Below are 21,236 nucleotides of genomic sequence, written 5' to 3' on the forward strand. Positions count from 1 at the left end.
CGGAGAGTTTGAGAGCCGCAAGTGCGGCGAAGGGGATTGGAGAGGGCCGATCGAACGAAGTGCGGAAGCTCCCTTCTCCTCCGCGTCTCCGCGCCTCCGCGCGACCAAACCTTCTTGCCTACCGCGCCGCATCCATAGCCTCGCGCATCAGCCGAACCGCCTCGCCAAGCCCGACGAACAGCGCCTCGCCCACCAGGAAATGCCCGATGTTCAGCTCGCGAACCTGCCGGATCGCCGCGATCGGCGCGACGTTGTCGTAGGTGAGCCCGTGCCCCGCATGCACCTCGATGCCGTTCTTCGCCGCGAGCGCCGCCGCGTCGGTCAGGCGCCGAAGCTCCGCCGTCCGCGCCTCGCCCGAGAGTTCGGCGTATAAGCCGGTGTGCAGTTCGACCACCGGCACCTTGAGCCGCACCGCCGCCTCGATCTGCCGCGCGTCCGGCTCGATGAACAAGGACACGCGTATCCCCGCCCCCGCCAAGGCGTCGACCAGCCGGGCCATCCGGTCGTAATGTCCGGCGACGTCGAGCCCGCCCTCGGTGGTCAGCTCCTCGCGCTTCTCAGGTACGATGCACGCCGCGTGCGGCTTGTGACGCAGCGCTATGCCCAGCATCTCGTCGGTCGCCGCCATTTCCAGGTTGAGCGGAATCGCCAACTCCCCCGACAACCGCGCAATGTCGTCGTCGGTGATATGCCGGCGGTCCTCGCGCAGGTGCGCGGTGATTCCGTCAGCCCCCGCCGCGGCCGCGACCAAAGCCGCGCGCACCGGATCGGGATACCCCGCCCCGCGCGCATTGCGCACCGTCGCGACGTGATCGATGTTCACGCCCAGGCGCAGATGCTCGCTACCGGGGAGGCTCATGCCGCCGCCCTGCTGCCGGGCTTGATCGCCGGAATCGCCGCCAGCTCGGCGGGCAAGGCATCCGCCGGATAGGTCGGGACGTCGAGCCGGATCAGCGGGAAGAACGGCACGCCCAGATCCGCCGTCCCGTTCGAGCGATCGACCAGCGCCGCCGCCGCGACCGTCACGCCGCCCGCCCGTCCGATCGCGGCGATCGCCTCACGCGACGACAGCCCGGTGGTGACCACGTCCTCCATCATCAGCACCGTCTGCCCCGGCGTCAGGCGGAACCCGCGGCGCAGCTCGAACACGCCGTCGGGCCGTTCGAGGAACATAGCCTCGACGCCGAGCGCACGTGCCATTTCGTGCCCCGCGATCACGCCGCCCATCGCCGGCGACACCACCGCGCCGATCTGCGCGCGCAGATTGGCTGGGATCGACGCGACCAGCGCCTCCGACAACCGTGCGCCCCGCGCCGGGTCCATCAACACCCGCGCGCATTGCAGGTAGCGCGAACTGCGCAGCCCCGAGGACAGGATGAAATGCCCTTCGAGCAACGCTTCGGCAGCGCGGAATTCGGCGAGCACGTCGTCTTCGGTCATCGCGGGTCATCGCTCCAAAAGGATCTGCCGCGCTGATACGAGCGCGCGAATGGCCGCGCAACGACTACCGACGCTTCGGGCATCACACGTCACCCCACCCGTCATCCTGACGAAAGTCAGGATCCAGCGTCCCGAGCGCACCATTCTTGGCTCTGGATCCTGACTTTCGTCAGGATGACGGTAACTAGGCTCATTCCCGCCTTTGCCAGACAATGCTTGAGGCATCCCCCCCCGCCGCGTATAGCCCTGACAAAATTATAAACAGACATCCGCGCGTCCGTGATATCGGGTTCGCTATAAACCGGGGTCAAGAACAACGATGCGCAAGATGGGGATGAGAGGATTTGCGATGGCAGCGGGGCTCGCACTGGCGAGTCTCGGTGGTGTCGCCGGACATGCGGCCCAGCCAGTGGGCCAGCCAGCGACACCGCAGGCAGCGGCGGCGCCCGGCGGCGTATCCAACACCGCGCCGACCACGTCGGCCGCGACGCCGACCGCCAACCCGTCCAGCCCCGAACTCGCGATGGACGGCGCCCCCGCGATGACGGCCAAGCCGATGATCGGCCAGCCGACCGACGGCCTGTTCGGGCTCCAGCCGCAGGTGACGAAGAACGGCCAGTTCGCGCACTGGATGCACAATTCGATCCTCGTGCCGACGATCACGATCATCTCGCTGCTCGTGCTCGGCCTGCTGTTCTGGGTGTCGTTCCGCTATCGCCGGGCGCGCAACCCGGTGGCGTCGAAGACGAGCCACAACACCTTTATCGAGATCATCTGGACGCTTGCGCCGGTCGTGATCCTCGTCCTGATCGCAGTCCCCTCGATCGGGCTGCTCCAGGCGCAGTTCAAGCCGGCGCCGTCGGGTGCCGTCACGCTCAAGGCGATCGGCAACCAATGGTATTGGACGTACCAGTATCCCGACAATGGCGGCTTCGAGATCACCGCCAACATGCTGAAGGAAAAGGGTGAGGTCGCCGCCGGCGAACGCGCCCGCACCGCTGCCGACGGCCCCAAGCTGCTCGCCACCGACAACCGCATCGTCCTGCCCGTCGGCGTGCCGATCCGCCTGATCACGACGTCGAACGACGTGATCCACAGCTGGGCGGTCCCGGCGTTCTGGATCAAGCTCGACGCTATCCCGGGCCGCCTGAACGAGACAAGCTTCACGATTGACAAGCCCGGCCTGTATTTCGGCCAGTGCTCTGAACTCTGCGGCGCGCGCCACGGCTATATGCCGATCGCGGTCGAGGCGGTTCCGCCCGCGCAATATGCCGCCTGGGTTCGCGCCAAGGGCGGCACGATGCCGACCCCCGGCAAGGCCTCCGACAAGGTGATCCCGCAGCCCGGCGCCGACGGCTCCGCGGCGAAGGTCGAGGAGGCTGCCGAGACCGCGAACGCGACCGGCCCTGTTGAAAACGTGACAACCGCAGCCCCCGCGACGACGCAGGGCGCCACCTCAAACCCGGCCGGCGCCGGCAACGCGGGACTCTAAGATGACCGACACCGCTCTCAACCCATCGGCGTTCGTTTCGCACGAGGCGCACGACCATCATCACGACACCGATCACAAGCCGGGTTTCTTCGCGCGCTGGTTCATGTCGACCAACCACAAGGACATCGGCACGCTGTACCTGATCTTCGCGATCGTCGCGGGGATCATCGGCGGCTCGGTCTCGGGGCTCATGCGCGCCGAGCTCGCGCACCCCGGCATCCAGTATCTCCAGGGCTGGGCGTCGATGCTGCACGGCGGCAGCGCCAGCCTCGATGAGTCGCTCCACCTCTGGAACGTGCTGATCACCGCGCACGGCCTGATCATGGTGTTCTTCATGGTCATGCCGGCGATGGTCGGCGGGTTCGGCAACTGGTTCGTGCCGATCATGATCGGCGCGCCCGACATGGCGTTCCCGCGGATGAACAACGTATCGTTCTGGCTGCTGATCCCCGCCTTCACGCTGCTGCTCGCCTCGCCGTTCTTCGGCGGTGCGGGTAATGGCTGGACGCTCTACGCCCCGCTCTCGACGTACGGCGAGCCCGGGCCGTCGACCGACATGGCGATCCTCGCGCTCCATCTCGCGGGTGCATCGTCGATCCTCGGCGCGATCAACTTCATCACGACGATCTTCAACATGCGCGCGCCGGGCATGACGCTGCACAAGATGCCGCTGTTCGTCTGGTCGATGCTCGTCACCGCGTTCCTGCTGCTGCTCGCGCTCCCGGTCCTCGCGGCCGCGATCACGATGCTGCTGACCGATCGCAACTTCGGCACGACGTTCTTCGATCCGGCCGGCGGCGGCGATCCCGTCCTCTACCAGCATCTGTTCTGGTTCTTCGGCCATCCCGAAGTCTACATCATGATCCTGCCGGGCTTCGGCATCGTCAGCCAGATCATCTCGACGTTCAGCCGCAAGCCCGTCTTCGGCTATCTCGGCATGGCCTATGCCATGGTCGCGATCGGCGTGGTCGGGTTCGTCGTGTGGGCGCACCACATGTTCACCACCGGCCTCAGCGTGAACACCAAGATGTACTTCACCGCCGCGACGATGGTCATCGCGGTGCCGACCGGCATCAAGATCTTCTCGTGGATCGCGACGATGTGGGGCGGATCGCTCACCTTCAAGACGCCGATGGTATGGTCGATCGGCTTCATCTTCATGTTCACCGTCGGCGGCGTGACCGGCGTCGTGCTCGCCAACGGCGGCATCGACGACTACATGCAGGACACGTACTATGTGGTGGCGCATTTCCACTACGTGCTGAGCCTTGGCGCGGTGTTCTCGCTGTTCGCGGGCTTCTACTACTGGTTCCCGAAAATGTCGGGCAAGATGTATAATGAGTTCCTCGGCCAGCTGCACTTCTGGGTGTTCTTCATCGGCGTGAACGTGATGTTCTTCCCGATGCATTTCCTGGGTCTGCAGGGCATGCCGCGCCGCATTCCGGACTACACCCCGCAGTATGAGCATTGGAACACGGTCGCTTCGGTCGGCTACATGATCATGGCCGCGGGCATGGTGGTGTTCTTCGTCAACCTGATCTGGTCGATGATCGCGGGCAAGCCGGCCGGCGACAACCCCTGGGGCGACGGCGCGACGACGCTGGAGTGGACGATCTCCTCGCCGCCGCCGTATCACCAGTTCGAAACGCTGCCAAAGATCGACTGAGGATGCGAGGCGACGTAGCGTACGCTACGCGCCGGTGCGCAACGCGCACGCATCCGCTCGGCCGGCGCGGCTCGCCGCGTCCGACGACACGGGACTTGCTCCCGTGTCGGGGCCAGCCAGAAAAGAGAACGCCTCGGGGAAACCCGGGGCGTTTTTTGTTGTACGACGATCCCCCGCCCCGCCCCCCAAACGCCGTCATCCCAGCGAAAGCTGGGATCTTCCATTGCGAGTCCGACCGCGCGTCAAACTGGAGACCCCAGCTTTCGCTGGGGTGACGGTATGTTTCTGACACTATCCTTCATTCACCATTCCAAAGGACAATCGCGCTAATCCGCCTTCATGCCGAGCGCGCCACCCCCAGTCCGTCCCCACGCACCGCCTGGCATCCCGCGCGCCACCTTCGCGCTCCTTGCCGCGTTCGCCGCGTTTGCATTCACGATCATCGTGCCGACGGCCCTTCGCGACGGCGACACCGGCTGGCACCTCGCGACCGGCGCGTGGATCGTCGCGCACGCGCGCGTCCCGACCGCCGACCCGTTCTCGTTCACTGCCCTCGGCCGCCTCTGGGTCGCGCACGAATGGCTCTCCGAACTGGCGATGTACGCGAGCTATCGCGCCGCCGGCTGGAGTGGCCTGATCATCCTGATCGGCACTGTGATGGCCACGCTGTTCGCGATCGTCGCGTACGAGATCCGCCGCTGGCTCAGCCCGCGCGCCAGCATCGTCGCGCTGCTGATGCTCGTCACCGGCCTACTCCCGTCGCTGCTCGCCCGACCGCACATCCTCGCGCTGCCGATCCTCGCCGCCTGGCTGATCGTCCTGCTGCACTGCCGCGAGCGCGGCAGAGCGCCACCGCTCGGTGTCGCGCTGGTGATGCTGGTCTGGGCGAACGCGCATGGCAGCTTCGTGTTCGGCCTCGCGCTCGTCGGCGTGTTCGCGCTCGAAGCACTGATCGCCGCCGCCCCGTCCGACCGTCGCCGCGTCGTGCTCGGCTGGGGCGTATTCGGCGTGGTTTGCGCGGTCGCCGCCACCGCGACGCCGGCCGGCATCGACGGTATCGTCTTCCCATTCTACGTCGACCGCCTCAAACTGCTCGCGCATCTCAACGAGTGGCAACCCGCCGACTTCGCGACCTTCTCCGGGTTCGAGGCGATCCTGCTCGTCACGCTCGCGGCCCTGCTCCTGCGACCGGTACGCATCCCGCCGATCCGCCTGCTCCTGATGCTCGGCGTCCTGCACCTCGCTCTCCAGCATACCCGTCAGGAGATCGTCCTCGTGGTCGTCGGCATCCTGGTCCTGGCAGAACCGCTCGGCAAAGCCTGGTCCGCGAAGACTGCGCCTTCTGAAACGCCCCGCCGCGAGAGTCGATCGATCGGCATCCTCATTCTGCTGCTCGCGATCGGCCTCGCCGGCTACCGCATCGCCTTGCCCGTAGTACGCGGGAACAGCGCCGGCACTCCCGCGACCGCACTCCGCCATCTGCCGCCGTCGCTGCGCAGTCAGCGCGTCTTCAACGAATACGGCTTTGGCGGGTCGCTGATCTTTGCCGGCATCCGCCCCTATATCGACGGCCGTTCCGACATGTACGGCGACCCGTTCACGCTCGACTATTTCGCGACCGCCGGCGGCGACACCGCCCGCTGGCGCGCCGCGAACGCACGCTGGCAATTCGGCTGGACGATCCTGCCGCCACGCTCGCGCCTGGTCCGCATGCTCGACCACGATCCCGCGTGGCAGCGTATCTATGCCGACGACGTCGCGGTGATCCACCGCGCGCGTCCGCGGGGCTAACCGCCGGACATGCTGAAGCTTTGCGCACCACGTCGCAAACGCGTATAGCGTAGCCGAACCATGACTCCTGCCACTCCCCTTCTCCCACCGGCGCATTGGCGCGATTTCCTTGCGCTGACCAAGCCACGCGTGATGACGCTCGTCGTCTTCACCGGATTGTGCGGGATGCTCGCCGCGCCCGTCGGCGTGCATCCGGTGATCGGCTTCACCGCGATACTCTGCATCGCGCTCGGTGCGGGCGCCGCGGGGGCGCTCAACCAGTGGTACGAATCGGATATCGACGCGGTCATGCGACGCACGGCAAAGCGGCCGCTGCCCGATGGCCGGATGGACCGCCAGGCGGCGTTGCATTTCGGCGTCGGGCTCGGCGCGTTCTCGGTGCTGTTCATGGGGTTCGCGGTCAACGCGGTGGCCGCCGCGATCCTGACCGTCTCGATCCTGTTCTACGTGCTGGTCTACACCGTCTGGCTCAAGCGCCGCACGCCGCAGAACATCGTCATCGGCGGTGCCGCGGGCGCGTTCCCGCCGCTGATCGGCTGGGCGGCGGCGACCGGCGACATCGCGCTGCTGCCGGTGCTGCTGTTCCTGTTCGTGTTCCTGTGGACGCCGCCGCATTTCTGGGCCCTCGCGCTGTTCATGAAGAGCGATTACGCCGCCGCGGGCGTGCCGATGCTCCCGGTCGTGTCGGGTGAGCGCACCACGCGGACGCAGATCGGGCTCTACACGATCCCGATGGCCGCGGTCGCGATCCTGCCCTGGCCGCTCGGGCTGACCGGCGCGATCTACGGCATCGCGGCGGTCCTGCTCACCGGCTGGTTCGCGCTGCTCGCCATCCGCGTCGCCAAACGCACCACGCATGCCGACGATGCGATGAAACCGGAGAAGGCCTTGTTCAAATACTCGATCCTGTATCTGTTCGTGATGTTCGGCGCGCTGGTCGTCGACCGGTGGTTCGCATGACGCCCTCAGACCCCCATCAGGCCGACCTGATCCGCAGCCGCCAGCGCGGTCGCGCGCGCGTGATGGCGCTGCTGCTCGGCGCCTTCGTCATCCTCGTCTTCGCGATCTCGATCGCCAAGATCCGCGCGGGCATGCCGCACTGATGGCCGGCTGGAAGGCCATGTCGCGCACCAACCGCACCGCGGCGCTTGCGGTGCTCTTCATCTGTTTCATGACCGGGCTCGCCTGGGCCAGCGTGCCGCTCTACCGCCTGTTCTGCTCGGTCACCGGCCTCAACGGCACGACGCAGCGCGGGCTGACGGCGCCGGGCGCGGTCGATCACCAGATTCGGGTCGATTTCGACACCAATGTCAGCCCCAAGCTGCCGTGGAAGTTCGCGCCCGAGAATCGCTCGGACACGATCGCGATCGGCGCGCGCGACATGGCGTTCTTCACGGCGACGAACACCTCGACCAAGCCGCTCACCGGCACCGCGACGTTCAACGTCCAGCCGGCGCAGGCCGGCAAGTATTTCACCAAGATCCAGTGTTTCTGCTTCACGCAGCAAACGCTCAAGCCCGGCGAGACCGCGCGGATGCCGGTGATCTTCTTCGTCGATCCGAAGATCCTGACGGACCCGGACGCGGCAGACATCCAGACGATCACGCTCAGCTACACGTTTTACCCGGTGGATTCCGCGAAAAACGCAAGCTAGGACGGGCGCAAAGAGAATAGGGGAGTTCCATGGCCGGCGCGAAAAACCACGAGTATCACATCCTGCCACCCAGTGTCTGGCCGCTGGTCGGATCGATGTCCGCGCTGATCATGGCGGTCGGCGGCGTCATGTGGATGCACGGTGGCCATATCGACAAGCCCAATGGCGGCGGCTGGATCTTCTTCATCGGCCTCGCGGGGCTGCTGTTCACCTTCTACAGCTGGTGGGCGCAGGTCATCAAGGAAGCGCATGCGGGCGATCACACCCCCGTCGTCCAGCTGCATTTCCGCTACGGCATGATCCTGTTCATCGCCTCCGAGGTGATGTTCTTCGTCGGCTGGTTCTGGGCGTTCTTCGACTTCTCGCTGTTCCCCACCGCGATGACCTATGCCGATGGCAGCGTCACGCGCGCGGTCGAAGGCGGCGCGGCGATGATCGCGCAGTGGCCGCCAAAGGGCCTGACGGTCATCAACCCGTTCGAACTGCCGCTGCTCAACACGCTGATCCTGCTGACGTCCGGCACCACGGTGACCTGGGCGCACCACGCGCTGATCCACAACCAGCGCGGCGGCGACAAGACCGGGCTTTGGGGGATGATCGGCGTCGGCAACCGCGATGGCGTTCTCAAGGGGCTGTGGCTCACCGTGATCCTCGGCGTGCTGTTCAGTGGCATCCAGGCGTATGAGTATGTCCACGCGCCCTTCCCGTTCAAGGGGATCAACTATGGCGCGGCGTTCTTCATGGCGACCGGCTTTCACGGGTTCCACGTCGTCATTGGCACGATCTTCCTGATCGTCTGCCTCGTCCGCGCCTATCGCGGCGATTTCACGCCCCGCCAGCATTTTGGCTTCGAGGCGGCGGCCTGGTACTGGCATTTCGTCGACGTCGTGTGGCTGTTCCTGTTCGTCACCGTCTATGTCTGGGGCGGCTGGGGCGCCCCCGTCCACGGCGGTTGAGCTTTTACGGGACCATCCGCAATACCCACCCCGGCGCAGGCCGGGGCCCAAGTGGGACGGCCGCAGTAACAAAGCGCCGTCCTCAATCGGGGATGTCTCCCAATTGGGCCCCGGCCTTCGCCGGGGTGGCGGGTAGGAATGGGGCAGCGCGGCCCGCCACCCGCCTCCTGTTCTCCCGCGAAGGCGGGAGCCCAGTCTGGATCCCCGCCTTCGCGGGGATGCACAGCCGTCAGGAGGCGATGACGCCATGACAGAAGAACCCTACCCGCTCGCCACCGCCCCCACGATCGCGCAGGTCGCGCTAAAGGGCCTGTGCCCGCGTTGCGGCAAGCCGACGCTGTTCGCGAAATGGTCCAATTTCGCCGACCGCTGCACCAATTGCGGCCTCGACTTCGCCAAGTTCAACGTCGGCGACGGCCCCGCCGCCTTCCTGACGCTGATCCTCGGCGCGCTCGTCGTCGCGCTCGCGATCACGCTGGAACTCAAGGTCCACCCCCCGCTCTGGCTGCACATGCTGATCTGGATTCCGTTCACCGCGGGTGGCGTCGTCCTGTCGCTGCGCGCCGCCAAGGGCGCGCTGATGTCCGCCGAATATCGCAACGCCGCGCGCGAGGGCAAAATCGAACCGTGACCCGTCCCTCGCCGCGCATTCCCGTCATCCCGACCATCCTCGTCACGCTCGCGATCGCGGCCATGATCGGCCTCGGCCTGTGGCAACTCCTCGACCGCCTCCCGAAAAAGGAGGCGTTCCTCGCGCAGCTCGCCGCCAACCCCGCCAAGCCGGCGATGGCGTTCCCGCGCCTGCCCGACGAGACGCTCCTGTTCCGCCGCGCCTCAGGTCTCTGCCTCCAGCCGACCGCCATCACGCTCGCCGGCGCGGGCAAATCCGGCTTCCGCGCGATCGCGCAGTGCCGGACCGGCGCTGAGGGGCCCGGCATGATCGTCCAGCTCGGCACCACGCGCGATCCGATGGCGAAGATCGCCTGGGCGGGCGGCGAAGTCTCGGGGTTCATCAGCCACGCGCCCGACGGCCGCTCGCTGATCGGATCGCTGTTCGATCATACGCCGCAGCGCCTGATGCTGGTCGCCGACACCCCGCAAGCTGGACTCAGCGCCAACGGCGGACCGGACATCGCCTCCGTCCCGAACAACCACCTCGCTTATGCCGGCCAGTGGTTCTTCTTCGCCGCCATTGCCGCGATCATTTATGTCCTTGCGATAGCCAAGCGGCGCAACCTTGTGTCGAAAGCCTCGTCCCGCTAACCGGCTGGCCATGCGTTACATCAGCACCCGCGGTTCCGCCCCCGTCCTCGATTTCGAAGCCGCGACGCTCGCCGGCCTCGCCTCCGACGGCGGCCTGTACCTCCCCGAGGCCTGGCCAACGATGACCCGCGACGAGATCGCGGCGCTCGCCGGCCTCTCCTATGTCGACACCGCAGTCGCGGTGATGGCGCCGTTTGTCGGCGACGCGATGACGCGCGAGGAACTGAAAGCACTTTGTGAGCAGGCCTATGGCCGCTTCTCGCACGCCGCAGTCGTCCCGCTGGTCCAGCTCGACCACGACCAGTGGCTGCTCGAGCTGTTCCACGGCCCGACGCTCGCGTTCAAGGACTTCGCGCTCCAGCTGCTCGGGTTGTTCTTCGAACGCTTCCTCGCGGGCACGGACAAGCGGCTGACGATCATCGGCGCGACCAGCGGCGACACCGGCTCGGCCGCGATCGACGCGGTCGCGGGGCGCGCGGGCATCGACATCTTCATGCTTCACCCGGTCGGGCGGATCTCCGACGTGCAGCGCCGCCAGATGACTACGGTGCTCAGCCCCAACGTCTACAACATCGCCATCGAAGGCAGCTTCGACGACGCGCAGGCACTGGTGAAGGCGATGTTCAACGACCGCGCCTTCTCGACCAAGTTCGCGCTGTCTGCGGTGAACTCGATCAACTGGGCCCGGCTGATGGCGCAGGTGGTGTATTTCTTCTACGCCGCGGTCCGCCTCGGCGCGCCCGATCGCGCGGTCGCGTTCGCAGTGCCGACCGGCAATTTCGGTGACGTGTTCGCAGGCTATGTCGCGGCGCAGATGGGCCTCCCCGTCGCCAAGCTGGTCGTTGCGACCAACGTCAACGACATCCTCCACCGCGCGCTGAGCACCGGCGATTATTCGAAGGGCGACGTCCAGCAGACCCCGACCCCGTCGATGGATATCCAGGTCAGCTCCAACTTCGAACGGCTATTGTTCGATCTCGGCGGCCGCGACGGCGCGGCGTTGGCGACGCAGATGGCGGGGTTCGAATCGTCGGGTGCGATGCGCCTCACCAACGCGCAGTCGCAGGGCGCCGCGGCGCTCTTCCAGAGCGACCGTGTCGACCTCGACGACATGACGCTCGCCATGCGCTGGGCGCACGAACATGCCGGGCAGGTGATCGACCCGCACACCGCGATCGGCCTCGCCGCGGCGCTGCGCCTCGACGTACCCGCGGGCGTCCCCGTCGTGACGCTCGCGACGGCGCACCCCGCCAAGTTCGGCGACGCCGTCGAGCGCGCCACCGGCGTCCGTCCCTCGCTTCCCGCGCGCGTCGGCGACCTGTTCGACCGCGAGGAACGCTACGCGACGCTCCCCGCCACGTTCGAGGCGATCACCGCGTACATCACCGAGCGCGCGAGGCCGTCGGCATGAAGCTCGAAACGCTCATCGGCGAACCCTGGGCGGATTACGGCCTGATCGATTCAGGGAACGGCAAGAAGCTCGAACGCTATGGCCGCTTCCGCTTCATCCGCCCCGAACCGCAGGCGATGTGGGCGCCCGCCTCGACCGACTGGACGGCGCAGGGGGAATTCGTCCCCGGCTCCGACGAGGATGGCGGCGGCCGCTGGGAATTTGCCGAACCCGTCCCCCGCGAGGGCTGGACGCTCAAGTGGAACGAGGTGTCCTACACCGCGCAGACCACCCCGTTTCGCCATCTCGGCTTCTTCCCGGACATGGCGCCGGTGTGGAGCTGGATGCGCGAGCGCGTGGCCGGACTCGACTCGCCCGAATGCATGAACCTGTTCGGCTATACCGGCGTCGGCACGCTGGCGATGGCGACCAAGGGCGTTCGCATGGTCCATGTCGACGCGTCGAAGAAGTCGGTCGAGGCGGCCAAGGCCAACGCCAAGCTCTCGGGCATGGCCGACGCGCCGATCCGCTGGATGACCGACGACGCGGCGAAGTTCGTCGCGCGCGAGGTTCGGCGGGGGCGGCGGTATGACGGGATCCTGCTCGATCCGCCGAAATACGGGCGCGGGCCTGAGGGCGAGGTGTGGCGTCTCGAGGAAGACCTGCCCAAGCTGATCGCCGACTGTCGCAAGCTGCTCGACGAGAATTCGCGGTTCCTGTTCCTGACGGTGTACGCGGTGCGGATGTCCGCGCTGGCGATCGGCGAATTGCTCAACCAGGTGTTCGCGGACCTGCCGGGCAAGGTTGAAGTCGGTGAGTTGGGCGTTCGCGAGGAAGCGCGCGGGCTGACTCTGCCCACCGCGATCTGGGCCCGCTGGAGCCGCTGAGGCCGCTCTAGCGGCCACCCCGGCGAAGGCCGGGGCCCAATTGGAGAGGTCGGCGTGACGAAGGGCGGTCCTCCGTTTGCTACGTCCCCCAATTGGGCCCCGGCCTTCGCCGGGGTGGTGGTTTGTGGAACGATAGAGATCCACGCTGGCCCGCCGTTCCCCCGCGAAGGCGGGGGTCCGGGCGCCAGGAACGACACCGCTTGCAACCCTGGGCCCCCGCCTTCGCGGGGGAACAAGACAAGACGTCAGCCGGGGATCTGCTGCGAGATGCAATGGAAACTGCCGCCGCCCGTCAGGATATGATCCGCGCGCTGCCCGACGACCTCGCGGTCCGGGAACAGCGCCTGGATCGCCAGCACCGCAGCCGCATCGTTCTCAGCCCCGTACAACGGCACCACCACCGCGGCATTGCCGATGTAGAAGTTCATGTAGCTCGCCGGCACGACCTCCTCGTCGCGTAGCACGCGGCCCGGCGACGGGATCGTCACGACGTCCAGCCCGGCTGCCGCAGCATCGCGCGCGGCGTTCTGGTAGACCTGCCAGTTCGGGTCGTTGTCGGTCGCCTTCGGGACTGCCACACGTCCCTCGCCGACAAACCGCGCGAGGTTGTCGACATGCCCGTCGGTATGATCGTTGACCAACCCGTCCCCCAGCCAGACGACGCGCGTGTAGCCGAGATCCGACGCCAGCCGCGCCTCGATCTCTTCCTTGGTCAACGACGGATTGCGGTTGCGGTTGAGCAGGCACTGCTGGGTCGTCACGACCGTCCCGGTGCCGTCGCCGTCTATCGCGCCGCCTTCGAGGACCCACGCACATGTCTCGACCCGCTTGTGCCGGCTCGCCGCGAGCCGCTGCCCGATCGTATCGTCACCCGGCAGGTCGTATTTCCCGCCCCAGCCATTGAACTGAAAATCGCGTGCGCTACCGTCGGCGACGATGATTGGTGCGGTGTCACGCAGCCAGATGTCGCCAAACGGCTCCATCACCACCTGCGCGAATGGCGCGAGCCGCTTGGCAGTGGTCGCCGACCCGACATCCGCCGCGACCAGGATCACCGTCTCGCCTCGGCCCTCGGCGTGCACCGCCTTGGCAAACGCGACGACCTCGTCGCGCGCGGGCTCCAGATCGTCCAGCCACAGGTCGGCATGGCTCGGAAAACCGATCCAGACGGCCTTGTGATGCGCCCATTCGGCCGGGGTAGTCGTCGTGGTCACTTACTTGGCTCCTGCGCGATCGCGGTCACGAATGCCGCGGAATTCGGCGCTCTTATACCAGTTCGGCCACAGACTGGTATCATCCGCGAGCTTGCGCCCGAGACCGTAATAGATGCTCAGATCCTCGACCGCGCCCGACCAGTCCCATTTGGCGTCATATTCGTCCGCGGGCTTGTGATAGCGATGCGCGACATAATCCTCGCGCGCGGCATGCCCCGCCGCGGTCCCGCCGACGACCAGATCCTCGCCGCTGCCGCCGTCGAGCATCGGCACGCCCAGCTTGGCAAAGCTGAAATGATCCGACCGGTAATAGCCGCCGCGTTCCGGGTTCGCCTCGACCCCGATCACGCGGCCCTCGGCGGCGACGAACGGCTTCACCAGATCCTCGATCTCCGACTTGCCCGCGCCGGCCAGCACGAAATCCTTCGCGCGACCATCGACGTTCAGGACGTCCATGTTCACGCCGCCCACCGTGTGCGCCAGCGGGTAGACCGGATGCTCGGCATAATAGCGCGAGCCGAGCAGCCCCGATTCCTCCGCCGTCACCGCGAGGAACGCGATCGAGCGCTTGGCCGGCCCCGCCTTCACCTGCGCCTCGGCGAGCGCGACCAGCCCGGCGATACCCGTCGCATTGTCCGCAGCACCGTTGCAGATGTCGTCGCCCTCGACCGCGTCGCAGCGGCCGAGATGATCCCAATGCGCTGAATACAGCACGTAATCGTTCGGTGCGGTCGTACCCGGCAGCACGCCGATCACGTTCTTCGACGCCTGCCGCCGGATCGTGTTGGTGAACCCGCCGCCAAACTTCAGCCCGAGCGGGACCGCCTTGAACCCCTTGACCTTCGCCGCCGCCGCCAGCGTCGCATAGTCCTTGCCCGCGCTCGCGAACACGCGCTCGGCGGAAGCCTTCTGCATCCAGCCGACGATCTGCGACTGGTCGAGATGATCGCCCTTTTCGTCCAGCTCGAGCTGCGGCCCGGTCCAGGACGACTGCACCACCGCCCAGGGATAGGCCGCGGGCTCGGTATCATGGACGATGATCGCCGCCGCCGCGCCGTGCTTGGCGGCGTTCTCGAACTTGTACGGCCAGCGCCCGTACCATGTCATCGCGCGGCCCTCGAACGGCCCCTCTCGCGACATCGTCTGCCAGTCGGCGTCGTTGATGAGGATGACGACGGTCTTCCCCTTCACGTCGGTGCCGGCATAATCGTCCCAGCCCTTTTCGGGGGCGGTGATCCCGTAGCCGACGAACACGACGTCGCTGTTCGCGACCGACACCTTCGGCACGACGCGGTAGGTGCCCGCGACCATGTCGGTGCGGAAATTCAGGCTGACGGGCGTCCTGCCGCCGGAGAAGACATAGGGCTGCACGTTGCCCGCGGTAATCTGCACCATTGGCACGTCCTGCGTCCATGCGCCCTTGTTGCCGGGTTTAAGGCCCGCCGCCTTCATTTGCTCGACGATATAGGCGACCGTCTTGGCCTCCGCGGGCGTCGTCGGCGCGCGACCCTCATACGCATCCGACGACAGCACCTGCGTGACGGTCTTCAGCGTCTCGACGGAGATCGGGGGGGTGGTCTGTGCGGACGCGGCGGTCCCGAGCAGCAACAGAGACAGGATGGCAGCGCGCATGGTCATTTCCCCAATGAGTTGCGGGGGTTCTGGCAGCGGTACGCGCGCCTGTCCACGCAACGAAACGGGGCAACGAAAAAGGGCGGCCCCAATGGGACCGCCCTTTTCTGTCTCTCGGATGAGCGTCATGGCAAAGCCATGACGTCGGACGTCGCCTGAGCGACGCCGGCCGAGCCGAACCTCTGCTCGTTCTCTTCGCTTAGCGCGAATAGAACTCGACGACGAGGTTAGGCTCCATCTTCACCGGGTAAGGCACTTCGTCGAGCGTGGGCACGCGCGTGAAGGTGATCTTGGCCGCGCCATCGGGGGCGACGTAATCGGGGATTTCGCGCTCGGCGAGGCTCTGGGCTTCCATCACCAGCGCCATTTCCTGCGCCTTCGAACCCAGCGTGATCTCGTCGCCGACGAAGCAGCGACGCGAGGCGATGTTGCACTTCACGCCGTTGACGCGGATGTGGCCATGCGAAACGATCTGGCGCGCCGCGAAGATCGTCGGCGCGAACTTGGCGCGGTAGACGATCATGTCGAGACGCTGCTCGAGCAGGCCGATCAGGTTCTGCGAGGTATCGCCCTTCATGCGCGATGCCTCGTGGTAGCACGCGCGGAACTGCTTCTCGGTCACGTCGCCATAATAGCCCTTGAGCTTCTGCTTGGCGCGCAGCTGGATACCGAAATCGCTGACCTTGCCCTTGCGGCGCTGGCCGTGCTGGCCCGGGCCGTATTCGCGCTTGTTGACCGGCGACTTGGGGCGACCCCAGATGTTCTCGCCCATACGGCGATCGAGTTTGTACTTCGCGCTTTGACGCTTCGACATGATAAAACCTTTGCAAATGCAAACAACGTTGGTCCCGGTATCGCTCTGCTGGTCGTCGTTAGACAAGGCAGGGCCACCGCTTCACCGGGGTGCAGGGCCATTGCGAAGGCGGGCGCCTAGACGGAGGGCGGGCCAGAGTCAAGCTGGACAGGCTGCGGGCCGCTCGGCAAGAGGCGCGCATGACCATCCTATCCGGCCCCGACTGCACCACCATGACCGAAGTCCGCGCGGGCGTCGACGCGCTCGACCGCGAGCTCGTCGCGCTGCTGGCGCGCCGCTTCGCCTATATGGACGCCGCCGCGCGCATCAAGCCCGAGCGCGGGCATGTGCGCGACGAGGCACGCAAGACTCAGGTGATCGAGAATGCGCGGGCGGAGGCGGCGCGGCTGGGGGTGCCGGACGCGGTGATCGCGGATCTTTGGGAGGGGTTGGTCGAAGCGTCGATCGCGTATGAACTGGCGGCGTTCGACCGGCGCTGAGTCTTCCACGGACGTCTCCCCCCACCCCGTTCGTGCCGAGCGAAGTCGAAGCACCCTCACTTGGGGCACACCCTTCGATTTCGCTCAGGGCGAACGGAAGAGGGGGTGCTCATCGAAGATCAAGCCCGCGGCTTCTTCCCCGCCAGCGACGACAGCACCCCGCGGAACGTGCGAACCTCCTGGCTCGACCAGCCCGGCTTGGTCAGCAGCGTGCGCAAAGTCCGCCGCGTCGACTGCATCTTTTCGGGGAGATGGAAAAACCCTGATCCCACCAGCATCGCATCGAGCTGCCCGATCATCCCGTCGAGCTCCTCCTGCGGTGCAGGCGGCAGGATCGGATTGATCGACGGCTGGCTGAGCTCGCGCTCGGCGGTCAGCCCCTTCGACCATTCATAGGCGACGAGGATCACCGCCTGGGCGAGATTGAGCGAGCCGAATTCAGGGTTGATCGGCACCGTGATGATCGTCCGCGCGACCGCGACGTCGTCGGTTTCGAGGCCGGAACGCTCGGGTCCGAACAGGATGGCGGAGCGGCCGGGCGCGGCGTGGATCTCGGTCGAGGCCTGCTCCGGGGTGACGACGGGCTTGGTCACGCCGCGCTTGCGCACGGTGGTGGCGAAGACCTGCGCGCAGTCGGCGGTGGCGGCGGCGACACTGTCATAGACCTGCGCGTTCTGGAGCACGATATCCGCACCGCTTGCGGCCGGGCCGGCGGAAGGGTTGGGCCAGCCGTCGCGCGGCGAGACGAGACGCATCTCGGTGAGCCCGAAATTGAGCATCGCGCGTGCGGCCTTACCGATGTTTTCGCCGAGCTGGGGGCGGACGAGGACGATCACGGGGGGTGGGGCGGCGTCCGCCAAGGTGCTTCGACTTCGCTCAGCACGAACGGGGGGAGGGAGTGAGGCATCAATGGCGGTTGGTGGTGCGACACCCTTCCCTCCCTCCGTTCGCCCTGAGCGAAGTCGAAGGGCCCGTTCCCTCGGGAGAATGGCCGCATCGTGCGGATCCGCCCAATCCTGACGCGCGAGCGCTTCCTTCTTGCGCCGCGACCACCCCTTGACCTGGAACTCGGCCGCGAGTGCCTCCTGTCGCGATGGAAATTCCTGGCTCCACATCAGCTCGACCGGGCGTCGTGTCTGCGTGTACCCAGGAATCTCGCCAAGGTTGTGCTGACCGATCCGGCGCTCCAGACCGTCAGTGTGTCCGGTGTAATAACTGTCGTCGGCGCAGCGCACCACATAGGCCCAGAATGTCATTCGCGGGGCTTATCCCTCGATACGCCGTCTCGACAAGCTCGACGTCTACTCGGGACGAACGGAAGTGGGGTGACGAGCCCGATGACGTAGCGTGGAGTGACCGCGCGGCTGGGTCGATGAGCGCCGGGCCTCACGCCCACCCACTCTTTCCAACCCGTTCGTCCCGAGTAGCGATCGAGCGAAGTCGAGAGCGCGTATCGACGGACAAGCCCGGATCACTCCGCCCGCCCGACCTCCTCGACACTCCCGGCAAACGCCTCGAAGTCCTTTGCCTCGCTGAAGTCCCGATAGACACTCGCAAACCGAATATACGCGACCGAATCGAGCCCCTTGAGCCCGTCCATCACCATTTCGCCGATCCGCTTCGACGTCACGTCGTTCTCGCCGAGCGTCTCCAGCCGCCGCTGGATCCCGCTCACGAGCTTGTCGATCCGCCCCGCCTCAATCGCCCGCTTCCGGGTCGCGATCGACAGCGACCGCAGCAGCTTTTCGCGATCGAACGGCTCCCTGCGCACCCCACCTTCGGAACCTGCGCTCTTCAATACGAACAGCTCGCGCAGCTGGATGCGCTCGAACGTCGTGAAACGCGCGGCGCAGCCCTCGCATTGCCGCCGGCGCCGGATCGCCGCCCCGTCTTCGGTGGGGCGGCTGTCCTTTACCTGGCTGTCGTCATGTCCGCAAAAGGGGCAGCGCATTCAGACCTTCTTCTTGCCCTTGTAGTAAGCGTAGCCCGCGCCTGCGAGCGCACCGAAGATCGGCCCGATCACCGGCACCGGGATCGCCACGACCGCGCCGAGCGCGCTCCACTTGGCCATGCTCTTGCCGAGGCCGGGGGTCGCCTTGATGTCGTTCTGGATTTCGTCGATCTTCGACATGCTCATCATCCTTGATAGATCGGGAAGCGCGCGCACAGGGTGCGAACACGCGTCCGAACGTCCGCTTCGACCTCCGGGTCCCCATGCTCGCCCTTTTTGGCGAGCCCGTCCAGCACGTCGGCGACCATGTTGCCGATCTCGCGGAATTCGGCCGGACCGAAGCCGCGCGTGGTGCCGGCAGGGCTGCCGACGCGGATGCCGCTGGTCTTCATCGGCGGCAACGGGTCGTTGGGGATGCCGTTCTTGTTGCAGGTGATCCCCGCACGCTCGAGCGCCTCGTCCGCATCGCGCCCGGTGATGCCCAGCGGGGTGAGGTCGATCAGCGCCAGATGCGTGTCGGTGCCGCCCGAAACGACGTCCGAACCGCGCTCCTTGAGTGTCGCCGCGAGCACCTTGGCGTTCTCGACGACGGCCTCAATGTAGCTCTTGAAGTCGGGCTGGAGCGCCTCGCCGAACGCGACCGCCTTCGCCGCGATCACATGCATCAGCGGCCCGCCCTGGAGACCCGGGAACACCGCCGAGTTGATCTTCTTCGCGATGGCCTCGTCATTCGTCATGATCATGCCGCCGCGCGGCCCGCGCAGCGTCTTGTGCGTGGTGGTGGTCACGACATGCGCGTGGCCGAACGGCGTCGGGTGCAGCCCGGCTGCGACGATCCCGGCGAAATGCGCCATGTCGACCATGAAATACGCACCGACCTTGTCCGCGATCGCCCGGAAGCGCGCAAAGTCGATGACGCGCGGATAGGCCGAACCGCCCGCGATGATCAGCTTCGGCTGATGCTCGACCGCCAGCGCCTCGACCGCGTCATAGTCGATCAGGTGCGTGGTCGCATCGACGCCGTACTGGATCGCGTTGAACCACTTGCCCGACTGCGCGGGCTTCGCGCCGTGCGTCAGGTGACCGCCGGCATCGAGGCTCATGCCGAGGATCGTGTCGCCGGGCTTGACCAGCGCGAGCATCACCGCGCCATTCGCCTGCGCCCCCGAATGCGGCTGGACGTTGACGAACCCGCAGCCGAAGATCTGCTTGGCGCGATCGATCGCGAGCGTCTCGACCGTGTCCGACGGCGCGCAGCCCTGGTAGTAGCGCTTGCCCGGATAGCCCTCGGCATATTTGTTCGTGAACACCGACCCCTGCGTCTCGAGCACCGCCTTCGAGACAATGTTCTCGGACGCGATCAGCTCGATCTGCGTCTGCTCGCGCTCGAGCTCTGCCTCGACGCCGGCAAAGACGGCGGCATCGGCATCGGCGAGGCCGCGGGTGAAGAAGCCGTCCGGCTGGACGTCATGGAGCGTAGTGGGCTGGGTGCTCATGCGGGGACCTTTAGCTTGTCGACACGGTGTTGATGACGGCCGCCGGCGAAATCGGCGGTCAGGAAGGCTTCGACGCAGGCCTTGGCCGTTTCCTCGCCGATCAGGCGAGCGCCCATCGCGATGGCGTTGGCGTCGTTGTGGATGCGCGCAAGACTCGCCGACAGCGGCTCGGAGACGAGCGCGCAACGGCAGGCGGGATTGCGGTTGGCGGCGATCGAAATGCCGATGCCCGACCCGCACAGCGCGATGCCGCGCTCGGCGCTGCCATCGGCGATCGCCGACGCGAGCTTGAACCCGTAATCGGGATAATCGACGCTCGCGGTGCCTTCGGGGCCGAGATCGAGCACGTCATGCCCTGCCTCGCGCAGCCACGCGGCAAGCACCGCTTTCAACGAAACGGCGGCGTGATCGGACGCGATGGCGATGCGCACCTGGCGTAATCCTGTGACGGGGGATCGGGTGCCCAGCCCCATACCCACCCAGGGCGGAATTTGCCACACCTGTTCGCGGGGGCGTGATAGACGGGCGCATCCCAACCAACGCGGTCATCCTGACGAAAGTCAGGACCCAGGGTTACAGGGCACGACACTGATTGGCTCTGGGTCCTGACGTTCGTCAGGATGACGGCGGGAACAGAAATCGGCGCCAAGTGCCGATCGTCCTTAAGGAGACGCGCCATGAAACCCCTCGCCCTGCTTGCCGCCGTCGCGCTGACCGCCTGCTCCGGCCCCGCGCCCGACACCAGCAGCGACGGCACCATGACGTCTGTCGGATCCGTCGAGCGCAAACTGGTCCCGCCAAAGCCGAAACCCGCGCCCGACTATACCGGCCGCTGGATCGGCGTCGAAGGCATGGTTCTCGACATCACCCGCACGACCACCCCCGGCCGCTACACGCTTGCGATGCAATGGGACCTCGACAACAAAGGCACGTTCGACGGCATAGCGAGCGGCGACACGATCACGTTCGATCGCGGCGGCATCCGCGAAACCCTGCGCCCCACCAACGGCGACGCGACCGGACTCAAATATCTGTTCGGCAAAACCGACTGCCTCACCGTCAAACCCGGCGAAGGCTATTGCCGCGACGGGCTCAGCCGCTAGGCTCCCCT

General features: G+C 66.6%; 23 protein-coding genes. 13 read left to right on the forward strand and 10 right to left on the reverse strand.

Going from position 1 to position 21,236, the window contains the following annotated elements; all coding sequences use genetic code 11:
* Positions 1-118 precede the first annotated feature (118 nt).
* Positions 119-859, reverse strand: a complete 741-nt coding sequence (locus ASF00_RS17015; protein WP_055882093.1) for a pyridoxine 5'-phosphate synthase — start codon at positions 857-859, stop codon at positions 119-121.
* Positions 856-1,440 (reverse strand): orotate phosphoribosyltransferase, encoded by a 585-nt coding sequence (gene pyrE / locus ASF00_RS17020; protein ID WP_055882096.1) that lies wholly within the window; start codon positions 1,438-1,440, stop codon positions 856-858. Before pyrE ends, ASF00_RS17015 begins: the two co-directional genes overlap by 4 nt.
* A gap of 349 nt (positions 1,441-1,789) precedes the next feature.
* On the opposite strand from pyrE, the gene coxB reads away from it, so the two are divergent.
* The 11 genes from coxB (at position 1,790) to ASF00_RS17070 (ending at position 12,539) form a co-directional block, all read left to right on the forward strand.
* Positions 1,790-2,932 carry a cytochrome c oxidase subunit II gene (gene coxB, locus ASF00_RS17025; protein ID WP_235525925.1) on the forward strand — a complete coding sequence of 381 codons (1,143 nt, stop codon included), beginning with the start codon at positions 1,790-1,792 and terminating at the stop codon, positions 2,930-2,932.
* Position 2,933: 1 nt separating this feature from the next.
* Positions 2,934-4,598 carry a cytochrome c oxidase subunit I gene (gene ctaD / locus ASF00_RS17030; protein ID WP_055882103.1) on the forward strand — a complete coding sequence of 555 codons (1,665 nt, stop codon included), beginning with the start codon at positions 2,934-2,936 and terminating at the stop codon, positions 4,596-4,598.
* Between the two features lie 339 nt (positions 4,599-4,937).
* The gene (locus ASF00_RS17035) at positions 4,938-6,389 is read left to right on the forward strand and encodes a hypothetical protein (RefSeq protein WP_055882107.1); all 1,452 of its coding nucleotides are present in this window, start codon (positions 4,938-4,940) and stop codon (positions 6,387-6,389) included.
* A 60-nt stretch (positions 6,390-6,449) separates the two neighbouring features.
* On the forward strand, positions 6,450-7,349 hold the full coding sequence (locus ASF00_RS17040; protein WP_055882109.1) for a heme o synthase: 900 nt from the start codon (positions 6,450-6,452) through the stop codon (positions 7,347-7,349).
* Positions 7,346-7,492, forward strand: a complete 147-nt coding sequence (locus ASF00_RS18885; protein WP_200910116.1) for a hypothetical protein — start codon at positions 7,346-7,348, stop codon at positions 7,490-7,492. Before ASF00_RS17040 ends, ASF00_RS18885 begins: the two co-directional genes overlap by 4 nt.
* On the forward strand, positions 7,492-8,043 hold the full coding sequence (locus tag ASF00_RS17045) for a cytochrome c oxidase assembly protein (protein WP_055882112.1): 552 nt from the start codon (positions 7,492-7,494) through the stop codon (positions 8,041-8,043). The genes ASF00_RS18885 and ASF00_RS17045 overlap by 1 nt, the downstream gene beginning before the upstream one ends.
* A 29-nt stretch (positions 8,044-8,072) precedes the next feature.
* A complete protein-coding gene (locus tag ASF00_RS17050; RefSeq protein WP_055882116.1) occupies positions 8,073-8,999 on the forward strand; it encodes a cytochrome c oxidase subunit 3 in 927 nt (308 codons plus the stop codon).
* A 247-nt stretch (positions 9,000-9,246) separates the two neighbouring features.
* On the forward strand, positions 9,247-9,630 hold the full coding sequence (locus ASF00_RS17055) for a DUF983 domain-containing protein (RefSeq protein ID WP_055882118.1): 384 nt from the start codon (positions 9,247-9,249) through the stop codon (positions 9,628-9,630).
* Complete coding sequence (locus ASF00_RS17060; RefSeq protein WP_327196368.1) at positions 9,627-10,262, forward strand: SURF1 family cytochrome oxidase biogenesis protein; 636 nt, start codon at positions 9,627-9,629, stop codon at positions 10,260-10,262. The genes ASF00_RS17055 and ASF00_RS17060 overlap by 4 nt, the downstream gene beginning before the upstream one ends.
* Positions 10,263-10,272: 10 nt before the next feature.
* On the forward strand, positions 10,273-11,673 hold the full coding sequence (thrC, locus tag ASF00_RS17065; protein WP_055882120.1) for a threonine synthase: 1,401 nt from the start codon (positions 10,273-10,275) through the stop codon (positions 11,671-11,673).
* Positions 11,670-12,539, forward strand: coding sequence for a class I SAM-dependent methyltransferase (locus tag ASF00_RS17070; RefSeq protein WP_055882124.1), 870 nt, complete (start codon positions 11,670-11,672; stop codon positions 12,537-12,539). Before thrC ends, ASF00_RS17070 begins: the two co-directional genes overlap by 4 nt.
* 245 nt (positions 12,540-12,784) lie before the next feature.
* Here ASF00_RS17070 and ASF00_RS17075 read toward each other — a convergent pair whose 3' ends face one another.
* From ASF00_RS17075 to rpsD, 3 genes are all read right to left on the reverse strand, one after another.
* Entirely contained in the window at positions 12,785-13,753 is a 969-nt protein-coding gene (locus tag ASF00_RS17075) for an agmatine deiminase family protein (RefSeq protein WP_055882127.1), read from the reverse strand.
* On the reverse strand, positions 13,754-15,385 hold the full coding sequence (locus tag ASF00_RS17080) for a M28 family peptidase (protein WP_055882481.1): 1,632 nt from the start codon (positions 15,383-15,385) through the stop codon (positions 13,754-13,756).
* A 199-nt stretch (positions 15,386-15,584) separates the two neighbouring features.
* A complete protein-coding gene (rpsD, locus tag ASF00_RS17085) occupies positions 15,585-16,199 on the reverse strand; it encodes a 30S ribosomal protein S4 (RefSeq protein ID WP_055882130.1) in 615 nt (204 codons plus the stop codon).
* Positions 16,200-16,378: 179 nt separating this feature from the next.
* Between rpsD and ASF00_RS17090 the strand changes: the two genes are divergently transcribed.
* Complete coding sequence (locus tag ASF00_RS17090) at positions 16,379-16,678, forward strand: chorismate mutase (RefSeq protein WP_055882133.1); 300 nt, start codon at positions 16,379-16,381, stop codon at positions 16,676-16,678.
* 119 nt (positions 16,679-16,797) lie between these two features.
* Here ASF00_RS17090 and ASF00_RS17095 read toward each other — a convergent pair whose 3' ends face one another.
* From ASF00_RS17095 to rpiB, 5 genes are all read right to left on the reverse strand, one after another.
* Positions 16,798-17,934, reverse strand: coding sequence for a TrmH family RNA methyltransferase (locus ASF00_RS17095; protein WP_082463511.1), 1,137 nt, complete (start codon positions 17,932-17,934; stop codon positions 16,798-16,800).
* Positions 17,935-18,149: 215 nt separating this feature from the next.
* Positions 18,150-18,629: a transcriptional regulator NrdR gene (gene nrdR / locus ASF00_RS17100; RefSeq protein ID WP_055882137.1), complete on the reverse strand. Its 480-nt coding sequence runs from the start codon at positions 18,627-18,629 to the stop codon at positions 18,150-18,152.
* Positions 18,630-18,809 (reverse strand): hypothetical protein, encoded by a 180-nt coding sequence (locus tag ASF00_RS17105; protein WP_055882487.1) that lies wholly within the window; start codon positions 18,807-18,809, stop codon positions 18,630-18,632.
* 5 nt (positions 18,810-18,814) lie between these two features.
* Entirely contained in the window at positions 18,815-20,125 is a 1,311-nt protein-coding gene (locus tag ASF00_RS17110) for a serine hydroxymethyltransferase (RefSeq protein ID WP_055882141.1), read from the reverse strand.
* Positions 20,122-20,556 carry a ribose 5-phosphate isomerase B gene (rpiB, locus tag ASF00_RS17115; RefSeq protein WP_055882144.1) on the reverse strand — a complete coding sequence of 145 codons (435 nt, stop codon included), beginning with the start codon at positions 20,554-20,556 and terminating at the stop codon, positions 20,122-20,124. Before rpiB ends, ASF00_RS17110 begins: the two co-directional genes overlap by 4 nt.
* 246 nt (positions 20,557-20,802) lie before the next feature.
* Here rpiB and ASF00_RS17120 point away from each other — a divergent pair, with 246 nt between their 5' ends.
* Positions 20,803-21,228, forward strand: a complete 426-nt coding sequence (locus ASF00_RS17120) for a hypothetical protein (RefSeq protein ID WP_055882149.1) — start codon at positions 20,803-20,805, stop codon at positions 21,226-21,228.
* Positions 21,229-21,236 lie beyond the last annotated feature (8 nt).

Source organism: Sphingomonas sp. Leaf34, assembly GCF_001421805.1.
Taxonomy (GTDB): Bacteria; Pseudomonadota; Alphaproteobacteria; order Sphingomonadales; family Sphingomonadaceae; genus Sphingomonas.